At 47.0% G+C, this 17019-nt stretch carries 14 protein-coding genes and 1 tRNA gene; 4 read left to right on the top strand and 11 right to left on the bottom strand.

Annotated features, from left to right (window positions below):
* Nucleotides 1-215 precede the first annotated feature (215 nt).
* The 6 genes from MHN31_RS05680 to MHN31_RS05655 all read right to left on the bottom strand — a co-directional run bounded on the left by MHN31_RS05680 (nucleotide 216) and on the right by MHN31_RS05655 (nucleotide 6139).
* Entirely contained in the window at nucleotides 216-665 is a 450-nt protein-coding gene (locus tag MHN31_RS05680) for a hypothetical protein (RefSeq protein ID WP_125562547.1), read from the bottom strand.
* Nucleotides 666-1234: 569 nt separating this feature from the next.
* Complete coding sequence (locus MHN31_RS05675) at nucleotides 1235-2506, bottom strand: HAMP domain-containing sensor histidine kinase (RefSeq protein ID WP_239443700.1); 1272 nt, start codon at nucleotides 2504-2506, stop codon at nucleotides 1235-1237.
* Between the two features lie 7 nt (nucleotides 2507-2513).
* On the bottom strand, nucleotides 2514-3209 hold the full coding sequence (locus MHN31_RS05670) for a response regulator transcription factor (RefSeq protein ID WP_239443699.1): 696 nt from the start codon (nucleotides 3207-3209) through the stop codon (nucleotides 2514-2516).
* A gap of 70 nt (nucleotides 3210-3279) precedes the next feature.
* Nucleotides 3280-3699 (bottom strand): hypothetical protein, encoded by a 420-nt coding sequence (locus MHN31_RS05665; protein ID WP_239443698.1) that lies wholly within the window; start codon nucleotides 3697-3699, stop codon nucleotides 3280-3282.
* Nucleotides 3700-4242: 543 nt separating this feature from the next.
* Complete coding sequence (locus tag MHN31_RS05660; RefSeq protein ID WP_058798786.1) at nucleotides 4243-4653, bottom strand: winged helix-turn-helix domain-containing protein; 411 nt, start codon at nucleotides 4651-4653, stop codon at nucleotides 4243-4245.
* Between the two features lie 367 nt (nucleotides 4654-5020).
* A complete protein-coding gene (locus MHN31_RS05655) occupies nucleotides 5021-6139 on the bottom strand; it encodes a type 1 glutamine amidotransferase domain-containing protein (RefSeq protein ID WP_239443697.1) in 1119 nt (372 codons plus the stop codon).
* A 78-nt stretch (nucleotides 6140-6217) separates the two neighbouring features.
* Between MHN31_RS05655 and MHN31_RS05650 the strand changes: the two genes are divergently transcribed.
* Nucleotides 6218-6688: a DUF3293 domain-containing protein gene (locus MHN31_RS05650; RefSeq protein ID WP_239443696.1), complete on the top strand. Its 471-nt coding sequence runs from the start codon at nucleotides 6218-6220 to the stop codon at nucleotides 6686-6688.
* On the opposite strand, the gene MHN31_RS05645 is transcribed toward MHN31_RS05650, so the two are convergent.
* Nucleotides 6685-9486, bottom strand: coding sequence for an EAL domain-containing protein (locus MHN31_RS05645; protein WP_239443695.1), 2802 nt, complete (start codon nucleotides 9484-9486; stop codon nucleotides 6685-6687). The two genes, MHN31_RS05650 and MHN31_RS05645, sit on opposite strands and share 4 nt — an antisense overlap.
* An 8-nt stretch (nucleotides 9487-9494) precedes the next feature.
* Nucleotides 9495-10430, bottom strand: coding sequence for a cytochrome c peroxidase (locus MHN31_RS05640; protein ID WP_239443694.1), 936 nt, complete (start codon nucleotides 10428-10430; stop codon nucleotides 9495-9497).
* A gap of 237 nt (nucleotides 10431-10667) precedes the next feature.
* Between MHN31_RS05640 and MHN31_RS05635 the strand changes: the two genes are divergently transcribed.
* A complete protein-coding gene (locus tag MHN31_RS05635) occupies nucleotides 10668-13061 on the top strand; it encodes a response regulator (RefSeq protein ID WP_239443693.1) in 2394 nt (797 codons plus the stop codon).
* On the opposite strand, the gene MHN31_RS05630 is transcribed toward MHN31_RS05635, so the two are convergent.
* From MHN31_RS05630 to MHN31_RS05620, 3 genes are all read right to left on the bottom strand, one after another.
* Entirely contained in the window at nucleotides 13041-13355 is a 315-nt protein-coding gene (locus MHN31_RS05630) for a cupin domain-containing protein (protein WP_239443692.1), read from the bottom strand. The genes MHN31_RS05635 and MHN31_RS05630 overlap by 21 nt on opposite strands.
* Nucleotides 13356-13443: 88 nt before the next feature.
* Nucleotides 13444-13519: transfer RNA gene (locus MHN31_RS05625), tRNA-Ala, on the bottom strand.
* A gap of 161 nt (nucleotides 13520-13680) precedes the next feature.
* Nucleotides 13681-14205 (bottom strand): NAD(P)H-dependent oxidoreductase, encoded by a 525-nt coding sequence (locus tag MHN31_RS05620; protein ID WP_239443691.1) that lies wholly within the window; start codon nucleotides 14203-14205, stop codon nucleotides 13681-13683.
* Nucleotides 14206-14347: 142 nt separating this feature from the next.
* On the opposite strand from MHN31_RS05620, the gene MHN31_RS05615 reads away from it, so the two are divergent.
* Both MHN31_RS05615 and MHN31_RS05610 read left to right on the top strand, forming a co-directional pair.
* Complete coding sequence (locus tag MHN31_RS05615; protein ID WP_239443690.1) at nucleotides 14348-15268, top strand: LysR family transcriptional regulator; 921 nt, start codon at nucleotides 14348-14350, stop codon at nucleotides 15266-15268.
* 199 nt (nucleotides 15269-15467) lie between these two features.
* Nucleotides 15468-17003 carry a YHYH protein gene (locus MHN31_RS05610; protein ID WP_239443689.1) on the top strand — a complete coding sequence of 512 codons (1536 nt, stop codon included), beginning with the start codon at nucleotides 15468-15470 and terminating at the stop codon, nucleotides 17001-17003.
* Nucleotides 17004-17019 lie beyond the last annotated feature (16 nt).

Genomic DNA, 17019 nt, shown 5'->3' with positions numbered 1-17019 from the left:
GTTGAACTGTAACACTGCGTGTCCTAGCGTTTAATTATTGCACCGACCTGTAAGTGCACCATCCAAGACGTATATCAAATGGGTGTCTTTCTAAATTTCGTACTTCGTTTCACTGGCGTAGTGCACCGAGCCAAGATTAGCGACGAATGAGCGCAAGCCTGTTGTTTTGTGCCCTTGGTTTAACGACCTTGTTATATATACTTTGCACCACGCTATCAATGTACTTTCCTAGGCTCTGGTGGTGGAGGTATTACCTCAGGAGGACTTTTGACCTCCAACAACTTAGATATATTGAGTTTAATAATTTGGCCTCCACACATAACAAGATCACCATCTTCAGTTGTGGAATAATTTAAGTAAATATCGTAACTTTTTACTAAATCAGGATGTATAGCTATATCAGCAGCTTTATAACCAGGATACACAAAAGCATCGGTGAACTTTACGCTAATATGCTGCTCATTTTTTTTGTACATATAGATAGACGTTAAAAAGTATTCACCATTTTTTTCAGGTACAAAAATTTGATACAGCCTAAGTTCTTCTAGTTTATACTTTTCATCAAGTTTGGCAAAAGGTACATTTTCGCTTTCCTTGCCATCGCCACACGCATAAGATGGTAATGAGAGAAGTATAAAAAGAAACAAAGATAGTAGTTTTTGCACGGACTTCCTTACACGCATAACGTTTTAATATTTATGCGTACACAGTACGCATAATCGCTTGTTGAACCGGGCTGCTACCTACACGCTGTATCTGGCAGGTGTGGTTTGTGCTATGGGATTCGTATTTGACGAGTAACTTTTGTTTTGAACCGTCTGTGACTTAAACCGTTACAACGTGACTCATTCCCTGCCTGAACAACATTATTTATGCATGTCATTAGACCCACTTTTTTACTATTTGGCAAGGTGTGGTGATTTCGACGCAGCCTGACTTACTTCCGCGCATATTGCATTGGCGGAGTGGCCTCACCACTTTATTCATTTGTCAGGAATCTATAGTGACCTATTCTCATAAACCCTATTGGCAGTACATGTGACACATAACGCTGGGTAAACTCCTCATTACTACACTTAACAGATGACAGAGTGGTTTGTAGGGATCTTCTGCAATACGGCACTGCAGCATAGTGTTTAGGTAGATCCCAGCTCGCACGTGTCCGGGATGACGATTGAGACTATCAGCCTTACATTTCGAACCACTCCAATCTTGCGGGTAAATAAAGACTCAGCTATTGGTTAATCTGGTTGTCTCCATCAGGAAACTTCAGACAAAACACACTACCCGCTTCTGAGCTGGAAACACTCAGCTCAATGTTCAGCTTTTCACACAAGCGCTTGACCATAGACAGGCCCATGCCCATGCCATTGCTATCCGGGCCTTTCACGCCCGGTTCAAACAGTGTCTCTAACTGCTCTGGGGCTATTCCGCCGCCGGTATCTGCAACAGTAATGGAATGCGTGCTGGCACTGATCGAGACTACACCACTGTGAATATGGGTAAACGCATTGCCGACCAGATTATTCAGCAACAGTTGTAACGCACTTGGGGCAATAGGTAACGCAAGTTTTGCTGGAACTTCTACCTCAACTTCAATCTCTTTACCCGCTATTTTCTCAGCCTGAGTTAAGATAACCTGCTCTACCACAGGTAAAACACGTACACTGTCATGCGCCAGAGTTTCTTCACGGGCCAGTGCCAGTAATACCTCAAGACTTTGCGTGATTTGATGCTGTGCATCTGCAATTCGGCCAACCAGCTCAGCCTGTTTATCGCTCAGAGGCGTCTGTTTGAGCAAGGTCAGAGAGCTTTGCGTAATGGCCACTGGCGTTCTTAGTTCATGGGAAACATCTCTAGTGAACGCCTGCTCACGGTGGATAAAGCGCCGTATTCTTGCCAAAGCCTGTTCCAGTGTCCTGGCAAATGCGCCAATTTCATCATTCACAAACTGTCCTGAGAAGTTCTGTGGTAAACGCTCAACAGGTGCATCTTCGACTATTTTAACTAAGGTATCCAAGGGTTTAACCAGGCGCTTAGCCATAATCAATGAAACAAAGGCCAGCACCAAAGCAAGCACCAATACGCCCCCTGACAACACCAGAATAAATTTCAGCATCCCGCCTTTGATTTTACGCACCACCAGCTGCTCACTAACCTCCGCCAGTAAGTACCCGGTAGGCAATTTTTTGAGGTGGTAATGAGCAACACCCTCACCGCTAAATTCGATACGGTGCGGCTCTGCTTTAAGCGCTTCGCGCACAACTCCGGGTAAATCCGCGTGTGCCGGGTAATAGCGAATAAAATCCAATCGTGGCCTTGGCTGCTGACCCGTTTCAAGTTGAATAGCGATGGTCTGAGCTTCATCATCGAGCAAAGAGACAAAGAACCGGTCTTCAATGTTGTAAGCGAACAAGAAGCTCGCAGCACCAAACAGTGCACTGATAAACAGGGCAATGCCAACAAAAAAAACGACAATACGATTGCGTAGCTGAGTCGCTCTCACAGGCAATTTATCCTTCTATATCAAGTGCAAAGCCAATACCATGAATGGTTTTGATGATCGGGCTGGAAAATGGCTTATCGATAGCCTTGCGTAACTGGTAGATATGAGAGCGCAGTGCATCTGAATCCGTCGGCTCATCACCCCAAATTCTGTCGCACAACTCGCTGCGGCTCAGTGCCCTGGGATGGTGCTCCATGAGCAAACGCAGAATTTTAAACGGGATTGGTTGTAGCGTTAATGGTGACCCGGCACGCTCAATGTGCTGGGTTTGATTGTTCAGCGACAACGCCTTATCACCTTCCCCCAGGCGCAGTGTGTGCTCACTATTAAGTAAATGCCTTCTTGCCAGCGCATTACAGCGGACCCACAACTCTTCAAGCGCAAACGGTTTAGTCAGATAGTCATCTACCCCAAGAGAAAAGCCGCTGAGCTTGTCATCCAGCGTATCTCGGGCAGTCAGCATAATGATGGGAATATGGCGATTGGCCTCTGTGCGCAGTTGCTGACAGACAGCCAATCCATCCATTTTGGGTAGCATCACATCTAAGACCACACAATCATAAAATTGTTCCAGTGCGAGTTGCACACCCAGCTCTCCGGTGTGTGCAAAATCCACCACAGCACCATGTGATTCGATATACTCGCCGATATTGCGGCTCAGATCCTGATTATCTTCAATTAAAAGTACTTTTACTTGCGCCATCCTGGTCACCAAACTAACAATCATGTAATCACACTAGCGCGACATTCGTGAAAGCAGTGTGAAATTTAACTCAGCTGGCCTGCAACCAGCGGCGTAAATATTCTAACGATAGGTAAGCTCGCTTCAACTCTAGCCAGGATTCACGTGATTGCTGCCAGTGCCACTGTTCGTCTGCAATTTTCCTGAGCGAGTCACCATCCTGTGCACGGCTATAAAAAAGCAGATCGCCGGCGTTGGCCAGCCTTGGCAGTGCATCGGTCTGTAACGCCATCGTATGCTCAACCTGTGTGCGTAGATTGAGCACTAAGGTAATCAGACTGACTTTAGTAGCCTGGCTGGCAAGCAGCCTCAGCAAGGTTTGCTCTTTGCTGGCAGTCGGCACCTCATTGAGTTCAACAAAAACGGGGCTGAGAGATTCAGTCAGCACCTGTTTTTGGCTTTGAGGCAAAGTACAAAACCAGCGAGTGAATTGTTGGAGTGGCGGTGCCATAATAATACCCGGTTAGTCCTTTGATTTGGGGAAAGTTTATCACACCACGCATTTATCGTAAAAACGCGCTCTTACTTTTAACTGTTCTGAGAAGGCTTAGCAAACACGGAACAAACCCGTTCTCACCTGTTAGAAAGCGAAAGCAACGCACACAGGCACACAGGCACACAGGCACAGCCTAGATTATACCAATTTGCTTAACTTAAGTGTTCTATTTAGGGACGAGAAAACAAAGGCAAAAACACGGGCGATTTTTCTATTCATTTGTTTTAATTGAAAAGTTTTTAATATCATTAGCGTCATATATGCTTCTTAAAATTGAGCTGGTATTGAGTGAAATTGATATTATTTTGGCAAAAAGATCAGCGGTGTTCTGGTGCAGGCAGGCAAATCATAGAAATTAGCCCGCCACGAGCACGGAGGTTAGATTAGATACAGGTTTAGTACACTTTCTTCACTAAACCAATACAAAGAGATTAAGCACGATCGGCCGAGCGACGCCTGCCCAGCGGGCTTTAACAGAAAAGCCAGATGTTTTACTGATCACTGTTCTTTGCATGGTACAGCCTGATGAAACCACTTAGCTATCCAACGAAACGGGTTTGGTCTGGGGTCCAGTTCAACCATCAGATTGAAACTGTAGCCCTTGCGGTAATGCGTTCTGATCACGTCAACCCCAAGTTTATGTTTGGAAACACAGCGCCGTAATTCGGAAACAGCCCGATTTATAGCATTGTTGTCGACATACTCCTGTTGCCAGATCTCCCGGCACAATTCATCCCGGCCAATCACTCTATCTCTATGGCAGATAAAATATTCTAATAAGTCATAGATAAGAGGTTCAAGGCGCACGCTTTCACCACAATATGTTAACAACCTTTTCCTTTTGTGTAGCTCATAGGGCCCAAATACTGCACGGCTAAAGTCAGCATCATATTTATCATTTAACTTCATGATGATAGATACACTTCCTTTGACGTTTTGAGTTATCAAGCAAGCTTAGTGTAGCGTCTGACAGGACTTTTTAAAATCCGAATTGCGATGAAAGTACATGACTTTTGTTAATAGAAAAAATAATAAGTTGACCCAGCCCGGGTGCAAGGATTTATTCACATTGTACAAGTAGAAAACAAATATAAAACAAAAATGATACATATGGTGGTTTCAGATTGCTCTGGGCAAATTTTTCCCCACCCTTTATACCGTTATTAGTTACAATGGACATAAAACAACCAGCCATTCAGCTATTAGTAAATTTCATAGTTAATGCGACAAGGGCTCAGATCACGCCGCTGCCGCACTTTTTTCGTCCGAAAGCGCATTACAGCCTGGCCAGCATAGCCTTAATTTTTGCATCATCAGGGTACGTTTTTTGCGCTCGTAGCAGGCTGGATTTTGCCCCTGCCTGGTTATTTTGTCTGATGTATGCCTTAGCAATGGTCAGCTCAATCATAGGGTGGTTAAACTTAGATTGCGCAAAGGTCATCAACTCAATTGCATTGTGTAGTTGTAATTGAGTTTTGGCAAACCGGGCCTGATAGACACCTATCATAGCTAACATCTGCACATCATATTGCTCTGGCGATTGCTGAAATTTTGCCATAGCAGCAGCTTTGTCTCTGAACAGCAGTTCAGCCAGCTTAACACTCCGATCGTCCTTATATACAGGCTCATTGACCTCTTCAATCCCCATGGCTCGTACCATGGCCACCGCCGTATCTGCGGTAGAAAAAGGGTTCTGACCTGTGATCAAACGACCGTCTATCGTAACCTGATTCAACATCAGTCCGTCTTGTTCAAACAAACCACCGCGCTCTTTAAGCTTGTCTTCCAGTAAAAACTCAAACTGGGGGCGCCACTTTTTACCAAAAGCCGTCTCTTCCAGGTTGGTAAAGCCATTTACTCTTTTACCATCAACCAGATATGCACCACTGCTCAGCTTCACATCAACCAGGGCTGCCGGACCGTGACACACAGCCCCCACTATGCCCTGCTGCTCGTAAACTTCCCGGATCAGGCGTTGTAACTCACTATCCTGGTGCAAATCAAACATGGGTCCTTTGCCACCAACGATAAACACGCCGTCAAACGATTGCCCATCGAGACTGGCAAGCTTAACGGTATCAGACAAGGCACTCATCGCCTGTGGATCACTCAAAAACGCCTTGTTGTAGGATTTATCCTGGTTATATTCATCTGCCAGTGGCTGCCCACCCTTCGGTGAGGCCAGCGTGATCTGAATGCCATTGTCGCTGAATACCTGGTAGGCCTTGCTGAGTTCGTCAAATTCGAAACCCGGTTGGGTTGTTTCTCCGTCAACCTGTTTACCATAACTACTTAACACCATCAGCACATGCGGCTCGTCCGCGGCATTGGCTGTGTTGATCGCATTAATGCTCACCAACGACCATAAAGATGCAACCATCAATTGTCTTTTCATTATCGAGTCTCCTTTGTTTGGACAGACTCACCGTAACGCTGATACTGTGAAGCCACTGTGAAGTGGCTCAGGAAAAACATGCACCGTCAAATTGAAAATGAATTGTGGCAGCTCTACCAGAATGTTTGGTTTAGACCTTGTGCCGCGCTCCCGGCAGCTCCGAATGGCGCAATCGTCAGTTTGTGGAATCCATGGGGCATAAAACGAACACTTGCTGAAAACCGCCGGTTTCAACGCCTGCTCTATCCGGCATTAAAGCGCAAGGGCTACAAAATGCACCCGCTTTGGGGAACCAGTGCCAGTCTTGACTATCGGGAATTCAGTTTATTGATTGTATGCTCAGAGCAAGCAGCCACCCGGCTGGCGGCATTGTGTTATCAAAAAGCGTATTATTTCGTCCAACAAGACCAGGTTTGGTTGCACAACACCCATCACTCTCAGCAACGAGTGCAGCTTAACGCGTCATTTCAGGCACGCATAACTTATCGTGCACTCCCCGCACATAATGCTGCCATTCAGGGCCTGAACCATTTACCTTTGCACGTCTAGGCCAGATCCTGAAGGTGATTTTGAGAAAAGGTCTTACACCAGATCTCAAGTTCACTGAGTGACATAGGTTTAGCATACACATAGCCCTGCACCAGATCACAATCCATTTCCTTGAGGCCTTCGAGCTGTGCGACATGCTCCACGCCTTCAGCAATGACAGACAAGCCAAGGCTGGCTGCCATTGATAGTATGGCACGCACCAGATTTTGTGAGTCCGGAGCATGTGCGAACTCATGAATGAAGCTCTTATCAATCTTAATGGTGTTAATGGGAAAACGACGCAAATAACTCAACGAAGAGTAACCAGTACCAAAATCATCTATCGATAAATGTGCCCCCGTCGCTCTGAGCCCTTCAAGCCAGGCGAGGATGGCCTCATCATCATCCAGCAAAATACTCTCCGTGATCTCAAGCGCCAGATTGGCTGGCTTGAATCCGGTCTGAACCAGAATATGCCGTAAGGTTGTGGCATTGAAGCCCAGCCGGTATTGCTGACTGGAAATATTCGCCGATAAACAGCAATCCAGATCGAGCGTACGATTTAAAGCCGCAATGTCTGATGTGGCGCGCATCAGCATCCACTCCCCCAGCTCAGAGATCAGGCCACTTTCTTCTGCAACCGGAATAAACTCGTCCGGTGCAATGTATTGCCCCTGATGTGACCAGCGAGTCAGGGCTTCAAAGCCATGTAACTGACCCGTTTTAAGCTCAATGATGGGTTGATAAAATACCTCCAGTTCGTTGCTTGTTATGGCTCTGCGCAGCAATTGTTCCAGCTCTACGCGCCGGTTAACCTGTTGCTGCATTGAAGGGGCAAAATAATGATACTGATTACGACCGCTTTCTTTTGCTTTATACATAGCCAGGTCAGCCCGGCGTAGGATCTCCTGTTGCTCACGGGCATCATCAGGCATGATGGCAATGCCAATACTGGCGCCACTGATCACTTCAAACCCGTTGATAGTGAAGGGCTGAGCCAAAGAAGTGAGGATCTTTTCCGCGACTTTTGCAGCATCCTCAACCTCGCTGATCTGACTAAGTAACAACACAAACTCATCGCCACCAAAACGGGCCAGAGTGTCAGTACGTCGCACCAGGTGATTCAGCCGGTTGGCCACTTCTAGCAGCAAGTTATCACCCGCGTCATGCCCCATTGCATCGTTAATGCGCTTAAAGCGATCCAGGTCGATAAATAATAAAGCACTCAGATGAGGTTGACGCTCAATTTGTTTCAGGTCCTGACAGATCCTGTCCAGCAACAAACGTCGGTTTGGCAATCCGGTAAGCGCATCATACATCGCCTGATAGGCAATTTTGGCTTCCTGTTCCTTGCGCTCTGTCATATCGGATAGCACCGCAATGTATTGCTGGACCTGACCCTGCTCATCCTGAACGGCACTGATGGCGAGCCATTCAGGGTAAACCGTGCCATCTTTACGGCGATTCCAGATCTCAGCCGCCCACTCACCTTTGGTTTGCAGGGTTTGCCACATATGCTCATAAAAACGCTTATCGTGACGGCCTGAGCTGAGCAAGTTAGGTTTTTTGCCCAAAACTTCCTGCTCCTGATATCCGGTAATGCGTGTGAAAGCCGGATTCACCGCCATGATCTCCAGCTCAGCATTGGTGGTCATGATCCCTTCCTGAGTCGCCTGGTAAACCGCCGCCGCGGTCTTAAGCTCCGCTTCAACTTCTTTAAACTCAGTTACATCCACACTGATGTAGACATATCCCCCTTCAGCCGTACGCGCATGGCGAATTTGCAACCAGCGTCCGTGTGTTGTCCTTTGCAGTCGTTGCGGTGTGTCACTTTGTTCATGAACAAACTCCGACTGGCGTTGTTGCCACTCACTCAGCGTTTGCGGAAACTCTGACCTGGATGTCACCCCGTAGTGTCGCAACCAGCACTGATTTGTCAGCATCAGTGTTCCCTCGCTGTCATAGAGTGCAAACCCCTCTTGCAGACGTTCAATGGCATCATGCAATAACTGGCTGGCTTGCAAGGCATGGTTTTTGGCTTTGTTTAACCGCTGTAAGATAAATAACAAAGTCAGTAACAGCACCACCGCCAGCCCAAACAACTGTTCGCTCAAAGTCCGGGTTTGCCTCAACTGCGAACCATGCAAGTCCATTTGTGCACCATAGAGACGAGCAAAGGCCTGTTTGCTGTTGATGGCCAGGTAGTCCTGGCGTGTCGCATGGACCTGACGATAGTATTCAACGGCAACCTGGATATGATTGACAAATCGACGACTGAGTAAAGCATGGCTTTGCGATACGACAGTCGCCTCAGCTAAAGTCCGAATGCGGGTATCCAGCAACAGTTCATCCAGTGGCTGGCCAGAAGTTACCAGACTGGCGAGTATGGTACTGCCAAGTAATGCCTGAGGATGCTGCGTGACAATCATTTCATCCAATACCACAGGCAAATAAGTCAGGCCATTGCGCATCCCCACGGCCTGGGTTTTCAATTGCTCCATCAGTGCCATCTTGTGTCTGAGCAGCCTTAGATAGGCGAGAAACTCCATACTAATGTGACGATTTTGCTGCTTATTTGTCAGCTGCTGCAATGCCCTGTCCAGTTGCTGTAACTCATCAAAATGGCGCAAACTACCCACGCTGAGTTCAAGTGCAAATTTATCCAGTTTGGCATCGATGGATTTGGCATCAAACAAATGAGATACCTGCTCATGTTGGCGCTCTCCGGTCGCAATATGAGCGCGAAAGAAGTACACCATCAAAGCCGTCAGCAGCATTACCAACAGGCACTGACCAATAACAGGGAAGTTAAGTTTCATTGAAGGCTTCATTGTGTCATTTCCTGATGCTGACCAACCAGACTTTCCAGAAAAGCTTCAATTGCCTCTAACTCTGACTGGCTGAGTGAGCGGCCAAGCTGGTAACGGGCCATGGTATTGATAGCGCCGGTCAGGCTTTGCTCACTACCATCATGAAAAAAGTAAGTTTGTCTCGCGGCCAAACGCAGACCCGGTACTTTAAAAGTAAACTTATCGGCCTCACGACCCGTCACGTTATATCGACCGTAATCGGCAGGTTCTATGGGCGTACCACGATCGCCAAAGTAGTCTCCAAAAGTGCCCATTTTGGCGAACATATTGCCACCCACATTTTTACCCTGATGACAATTAATACAGCCATAGTATTTAAATAAGCGATATCCCTCCTGCGCTTGCTCAGACAAACTCCCCTTGCCTTGTAGCCACAGATCAAAAGGCGCATTAAGGGTAATTAAACTGCGCTCATAGTGAGCAATAGCATCACTAATGGCATCACTCGACAGCCCATCTTTATAAACCTGTGTAAAGGCGCTCACAAAGGCTTTATCCTCATTGAGGGTTGCGATCAACACAGGCCAGGTGGTGTCAAATTCTTTGGGGTTTTCTACTGGAAGCGTGACCTGAGCTTTTAAATCAATGGCTTTGCCATCCCAGGCCTGACGAATATTGAATACTGAGTTATAGACGGTAGGTGCTCTCACGTCACCAAGCCGCCCCGCAACTCCTTTAGAGCGGGCAGTGTTGTCAGCGCCATGCGTTGTCAATTGATGGCAAGAAGCACAGCTTACTTCGTTACTGCGAGACAGCCGGGTATCAAAAAATAACTGCCGACCTAATGCAACCTTGCGAGCATCCGTTGCGACACTGTGCAGTGGTAAAATGGGCTCAGCTGCGACCCATACCGAGCCAAACAACAACGCCCAAATCAGAAATTTCAGTATCACGCTTTAGTACCACTCATAGGGGCTAAACACCTTACTAATGTAGCAGTCCTTAATCCTGGCTGACTTGATATGGAATAAAGAATGGACGATCTCAGCAAAGCACTAATCGGCTGAGGTCAACCTCCCGGTGACCCGCCACTTTATATCTTTAGGCTGAGGAGAAAAATTTCAATAACGAGAGGTGTAAGCCAAAATATTGTCTAAACTTGTGAGATAAGAAGCTTTTTAATCTGATATATGCAATTAAAAACGCGCCTGACGGTGATCCTGGGATTAACAGCACTGGCTCCAATGCTGGTGATATTCTTACTGGCCATGTTGCACAGTACCGAGCAGGCAAAACGTCTGAGCATCTCAGCTGCTCAGGCCAAAGTTTATAATGCAGCCGCCATTTTCGACCGCTATTTCGCTAAACGCAAAAGCGAAGTGGCGACTCTGGCGCGCCAACCAACCTTAAAAGCCATGGACTTTGCGCACATCTCCCCCATTTTGCAAACAGAAAAAGCCGCCCATGACCAGACTTACGAAAAGTTCATTATCGGTCGGCCCGACGGCAGCTTTCACAATACCGAAGGCGGAAACCCCTTTCAAAATATGCTGCGCACCTTCGATGATAAGTCTCCAGAAGCACGTAAAAGAACCATTTCGCGTCGCGATTATTGGCAACAAACCATAGGCCGAAATGTTGAACAAAACGCTGAAGTTTACGTGTCCGAGCCGATGATCTCCTACACAACAGGCGTTAAACAAATCGTAGTCGCAGCGACCATACTGGCCAACGATGGTAAAGTAGCTGGTCTACTGGGTGGCAGCATTCCCTGGCGCGAGATAGATAGACTGGTACAGGCTGTTTCCAAACAAGTTGTCCATCAGTTTTACGATAACGCCCGGTTTATGCTGGTATCTCAGGAAGGCATTTACATGTATCACTGGCAGCCAGACAAAATCATTCAACTCAAACGCGAACAGGGGAAATTTGTTGTTAATGACATTGGCGAAAAAATCGCAGTACGCTTAAAGGTCACTGAAGAAGCAGACCCACAACTTAAAGAAATTGGCCTGAAGATGATTGCAGGCTTTAATGGCTATGCGCAGCTGGCTCAAACTCCCACCCGGCCTAAATCTTATATTTTCTATGCGCCTGTCAAGTCCTCAGGGTACAGCATCGCGTTAACTTTACCCGAACATGTGGTGTTCGCCCCGGTGTATGAACTGCGTCAACAGTTGTTGATTATTCTGGCATTTGCCATTGCCATTTCTTTGCTGGTTGCCTGGCGCTTCTCGAACAGCATATATCAGCCCATTGCCAAACTCACTAAAGCCGCACAGGCGCTGACTCAAGGCAACTTTAATGTGTCTTTGTCTACCCGGGGCAAAGATGAACTGGCCAAGCTCAGCCGGGCGTTTGCGCAGATGCGCGACAAGGTATTCCAGCGCGAATCTGAGCTGGAACACAGAGTGGAAGAGCGGACTCAGGCACTCGAACTGGCGAAACTCGCCGCAGAAGAAGCGGCTAATGCCAAAAGCCGCTTTCTGGCTAACATGAGCCATGAGATCCGCACACCCATGAATGGTATTCTGGGTACCCTCCAGTTACTCAATCAACAAAATAGCTTTAATGCAGAGCAAACTACCCTGATCCGGGTTGCCAATGAGTCAGGACAGAGCCTGCTAACCCTGATCAATGACATTCTGGATATTTCTAAGTTAGATCAGGGCGAAGTATCTCTGTATTTTGAGCCCTTTGACTTATATGCGGTATTGCACCACCTGGAGCAGATATTCAGTGAAAAAGTCATTGAAAAACGGCTGAGATTTCAGCTGGTAATTGGCGATACGGTGCCCAAAGAGGTGGTCAGTGATAAACATCGTTTACAACAGGTTTTACTCAACCTGCTCAATAATGCCATCAAGTTTACCCACGAAGGGTTTATCCGTCTGGAAGTAGAAAACATTGGCAACATGGAGCAGGTAATGCTCAGGTTTACCGTATCTGACAGCGGCATAGGTATCGCAGAAGACAAGCTCCCGCAAATTTTTAATCCGTTTTATCAGGAAGATGAAAGTACTACCCGGCGCTATGGGGGATCCGGGCTGGGCCTGTGTATCTGTCAGCATATTATTGACTTGTGCGGTGGCCATCTCAATTGTCAATCGGTGCAAGAGGAAGGCTCTCAGTTTGACTTTAACTGGCCAGTAACCACGTGCTGCCTGATTTATTCAGAAGACAGCGATCAAGTGACGCTGGGAGAGTTACATGGCCATATTTTGTTAGCGGAAGATAATGCGGTCAATCAGATTGTCACTAAGGCCATTTTAGAAAAGCTGGGCCTCAGCGTCACCATTGTCACCGATGGCCAGCAAGCCTTGCAGCAGCTGGAAAAAGAACATTATGATCTGGTGCTGATGGATATGCACATGCCCAATATGGACGGCATTGAAGCGACAAAAGCAATCCGTAGCATGCCTCAGCACATGCAGCTCACTATCATCGCGTTGACTGCCAATGTATTGATCAAAGATATAGAGGCCTGTTTTGCCGCAGGTATGGATGATTACATCAGCAAACCCATTGCTCTGGACAAGCTCCAGACCGTGCTGGATAAATGGTTATCGATAAAAAATGGCTAACCAGACTGTCTCCTGCTCAGGGTCGGTCCAGCTGACTTTATGCTTACAATGGGCCGGGATATTGATGTAATCGCCCGCAGCCAGGCGCTCAACCCGACCGTCTTCAAATGTCAGCTCACCTTCGCCCTGCAGCACCAACACCCACTCATGTTCATTTTGGTCGTACCACCCCTGAGACGGAGAAGTGTGCCCTTTAGAAACGATGCGCTCGACTTTTAGCTGCTCATGAGACAAGAGTGTTTGAAAGACTTCATCGCTGAGATCAGCTGGCAAGTTAGCAAATAAATTGTTCATTCATGACCCGAAAAATTAACATTGATTACGAAAACTGTATCGTAACTAAGGCGGAATAAAAACAACAACATGGGAAGGATAAGAGATTTGGTGGAGCTAGGCGGGATCGAACCGCCGACCTCTTGCATGCCATGCAAGCGCTCTCCCAGCTGAGCTATAGCCCCAAATCGACGACAAAGATACTAGAAGATTTTTTTGTCTTTGAAAACCCCCAAAGGTAACTTTTTTAAAGTAATTAGGCTGTTAGAATAAAAATCAAACAGGCCGGACAATATTTTGTATCATCCGACCTGAATTAATAAGGTGCTCAAGCGCTCAAATTAGCTTAGTGCAACAACTTTAGGGCAGCTTCAAGCTCCTGTTTAATCTCAGTATTTTTAAGTTCACCTGCTTCTAAATCAAAATTATCAAAGAAGCTAGGTACAGACAGACTGGCTTTAACATCAGCAGCAAAATAAGGGGCAGAACCCACAGCCGATGCCAATACACTTTTTGCTCCACCTGGACCCGGAGACGTGGCCATCATCAGCATAGGTGTATTCTGGTATACCTTCATATCGATGCGTGATGTCCAGTCAAACAAGTTTTTGTAGGCCGCTGTATAACTGCCATTGTGCTCAGCAAAAGAAACAATAATTGCATCCGCAGCACCAATTTTAGCGAAGAAGCGCTGTGCCTCGTCTGGTATGCCACCGTCTGTTTCACGTTCAATGCTGTAAATTGGCATTTCATAATCATTCAGGTCTAACACTTCGACCTCTGCATTGGGGATCAACGAGGCAGCATAGCTTGCAAGTTGCTGGTTAATAGATTGACGGCTGTTGCTGGCTGCAAATACTAATACTTTCATGGGATTACCCTCTCAAAATAAGACTAACTTAGGTTTGTATAGGTGCTCACTTCAATAAGCGTTCACCTCAAGCTGATGACAACCAGTGTATATTAGGTTTTAATAATGATTAATAGGGTAAAAGTAAAGTTACTATTTCCATATGAATAACAATCTTTTTGAAGGCATAGAAATCTTCACCGAAGTCGTCGCGAGTAAGAGTTTTATTGCCGCAGCACAAAAGCTGGGTCATTCTCCCTCGCATGTCAGCAAAATGGTTGCAAGGCTTGAAGAAAGGCTGGGTGTGAGACTGCTGAACCGCACCACCCGCACATTGGCATTAACCCCGGAGGGCGAGTCTTACTACCAAAATTGCACCCAACTGATCCAGGATGCTCAGGCCGCAGCACAACAGCTAAATGTGACTGATGACATCCCCAGAGGCACGCTTAAAATTACCTGCCCGGTGGCGTTCAGTGCCGACTACCTGCAACCAGTGTTAGCTGAATACCTAAACCGCTATCCGAATGTTTCGCTAGAATGGGACCTTGAAGACAAAGCGGTTGATGTGATTAGTGATGGCTATGATCTGGCTGTGCGAGCGACACCACAACTGGAAGAATCCAGCCTAATCTGCAAACGTGTTTATCAATGCAAAACCTACGTTGTTGCCAGTCCGGGTTATCTCAGTCGGTTTGGGCAACCACATCACCCAAAAGAGTTAGAAAAGCATCACAGCATTTGTTACAGCAATCATAAAACTCCGGATCGCTGGGAGTTCAAAGACAAACAAGGCAACCCCTTTCATGTAGATGTGCGACAGCGGATCTTGTGCAACAACGGTCATATGCAAACTGCCATGGCTCGTGACGGGATAGGGATCGCGCGCCTGCCTGCATTTTATGTCGACACTTCCATTGCGCAACAGCAACTTGTTACCCTGTTTCCTGAGTACCCACAACCAGATGTAAACGTCTATGTGGTTTATCCAAGCCGCCGTCACCTTTCACCCAAAGTGCGGCATTTTATCGACCTGTTATCGGAGCATTTTGAGCACATTGTACAATCGCAACCGGTATTTTGAATCATACATACTTTGTAACCAGGATTATTTTTATCCTGGTAAACAAACCACACAGTTTCCACACATTTACGCACTAAGCATGTTGCTATGAACGTAACCAATTAATTTATAAACACTAAAAAAATTCTAATTACACTATTTTATCCCCACATTTGCCATCTAGACTAAGTAATAGAACAACAGCCACTTTGAGGTTTGCATGAAACAACTATTCTTAATCATATTATGTAGCCTGCTGGCAGCCTGTGGTTCAGGTTCATCGGACTCAGCTGAAACAACGCAAACCGATACATCATCGGATACCACTAATAATGCGCAAAACGACACAAATGACAGCCAAGGCGACACAAGTGACAACCAAGGCGACACAAGTGGCGACTCAGCTGATGACACAACACAGCCCTCCACATTCAGTCTGACCAGCCCGGCGTTCAACAACCAAGAGGCCTTGCCGACCAGCTACACCTGTGATGGTGATAACCTGTCACCACCACTGAACTGGACAGGCGCACCAGCCAATACGCAAGAGTACGCTATCAGCATGGCCACTGCAGCAAACGAGCAACATTGGTTGGTTTACAATATCAATGGCGATATACAAACGATGGCAGCCGGTGCCTCAATCGGTACCCTTGGCAATAACAGTGTGAATAACGAGCAAGCTTACGCTCCGCCCTGTCCGCAAGCTCCGGGCCAGCACTTCTTCACTTTTACTCTGTACGCACTGTCTGACAGCCCATCTCTGGCTCAGAATATAACGGTAGACAGGGACACTTTTCTAAACGCCATCGATTCTCTGACTCTGGATACGGCTACTTTAACGGTAAGCGTAAACCGCTTTCCTGATGTCGCACTCAGCGCCTGTGAGCAGGTACAACAGTCTGTCAGCAACGCAGGATTCAACGATGTTGCTGTCACCTGTGACAATGAGTATGCCTATATCACATCCGATACTTACCCGGATCATGATCTTATGAATGGCATCACTGGCAGCAATGAACAGATCCCTGTGCCAGCGCCCGGGTATGCAGCACCCATTCCGCTTGACCGGCAATTAAGTGGCACTCCCACCACTATCGATGCGGCACTCGGAGTCGCGGTAAACGGAGTGCCTATTTATGATTATTCAGCTCAAGGCGAGCTAGACCTGTATCAGTACGACCCTAAAGTAGATACCAAGGCACTTGGGCAGCTCGACAACTGTGGTGGCCACGCCGGGCGTGGGGATGACTACCACTACCATGCGGCGCCGACCTGTATGATTGCCGCTATGCAAAACCAGGGCGATGATGCCATTCTGGGCTGGGGCTATGATGGCTACCCTTTGTTTGGGCATAACAATCCGGACGGCAGTGAAATTGCCGAAGGTACGCTGGATTTATGTCATGGCCAGACAGATAGTGAATATGGTTACCGATATCATACGTCAGATCAGGCTCCCTATGTATTTCAATGTTTAATGGGTGAAGTGAATACCCAGATCCTTCCGCGTGTTGCTCCTTTAAGTAGCGATAACCCCCAGATGCGCGCAAATCTGACGCCACCACAAGGCGGTGTCAGTAACCTGCAACATACCATTCTGGCGGATGGTACTCGAAGCATGACCTATACGCATCAAGGCACACAGTACTATGTCAACTACACCCCAATCAGTGGACAGGAAAACTGTTATCTGTTTGAACAAAAAACGGTCAGCAATGGCGGGATCGTTGAAACTGGCACCTTGTGCCGATAAAAAGAGGTAACCCCAT

Source organism: Pseudoalteromonas sp. McH1-42, assembly GCF_022347845.1.
GTDB lineage: Bacteria > Pseudomonadota > Gammaproteobacteria > Enterobacterales > Alteromonadaceae > Pseudoalteromonas > Pseudoalteromonas rubra_D.
Note: the sequence above shows the minus strand (reverse complement) of the source record. Positions and strands in the feature narration are given on the sequence as shown.

Bases quoted from the DNA above. Each gene is read 5' to 3' on its own strand.
- MHN31_RS05670 (WP_239443699.1), bottom strand. From the start codon at position 3,209: ATGGCGCAAGTAAAAGTACTTTTAATTGAAGATAATCAGGATCTGAGC.
- MHN31_RS05665 (WP_239443698.1), bottom strand. From the start codon at position 3,699: ATGGCACCGCCACTCCAACAATTCACTCGCTGGTTTTGTACTTTGCCT.
- MHN31_RS05660 (WP_058798786.1), bottom strand. From the start codon at position 4,653: ATGAAGTTAAATGATAAATATGATGCTGACTTTAGCCGTGCAGTATTT.
- MHN31_RS05655 (WP_239443697.1), bottom strand. From the start codon at position 6,139: ATGAAAAGACAATTGATGGTTGCATCTTTATGGTCGTTGGTGAGCATT.
- MHN31_RS05650 (WP_239443696.1), top strand. From the start codon at position 6,218: ATGCACCGTCAAATTGAAAATGAATTGTGGCAGCTCTACCAGAATGTT.
- MHN31_RS05645 (WP_239443695.1), bottom strand. From the start codon at position 9,486: ATGAAACTTAACTTCCCTGTTATTGGTCAGTGCCTGTTGGTAATGCTG.
- MHN31_RS05635 (WP_239443693.1), top strand. From the start codon at position 10,668: ATGCAATTAAAAACGCGCCTGACGGTGATCCTGGGATTAACAGCACTG.
- MHN31_RS05630 (WP_239443692.1), bottom strand. From the start codon at position 13,355: ATGAACAATTTATTTGCTAACTTGCCAGCTGATCTCAGCGATGAAGTC.
- MHN31_RS05620 (WP_239443691.1), bottom strand. From the start codon at position 14,205: ATGAAAGTATTAGTATTTGCAGCCAGCAACAGCCGTCAATCTATTAAC.
- MHN31_RS05615 (WP_239443690.1), top strand. From the start codon at position 14,348: ATGAATAACAATCTTTTTGAAGGCATAGAAATCTTCACCGAAGTCGTC.
- MHN31_RS05610 (WP_239443689.1), top strand. From the start codon at position 15,468: ATGAAACAACTATTCTTAATCATATTATGTAGCCTGCTGGCAGCCTGT.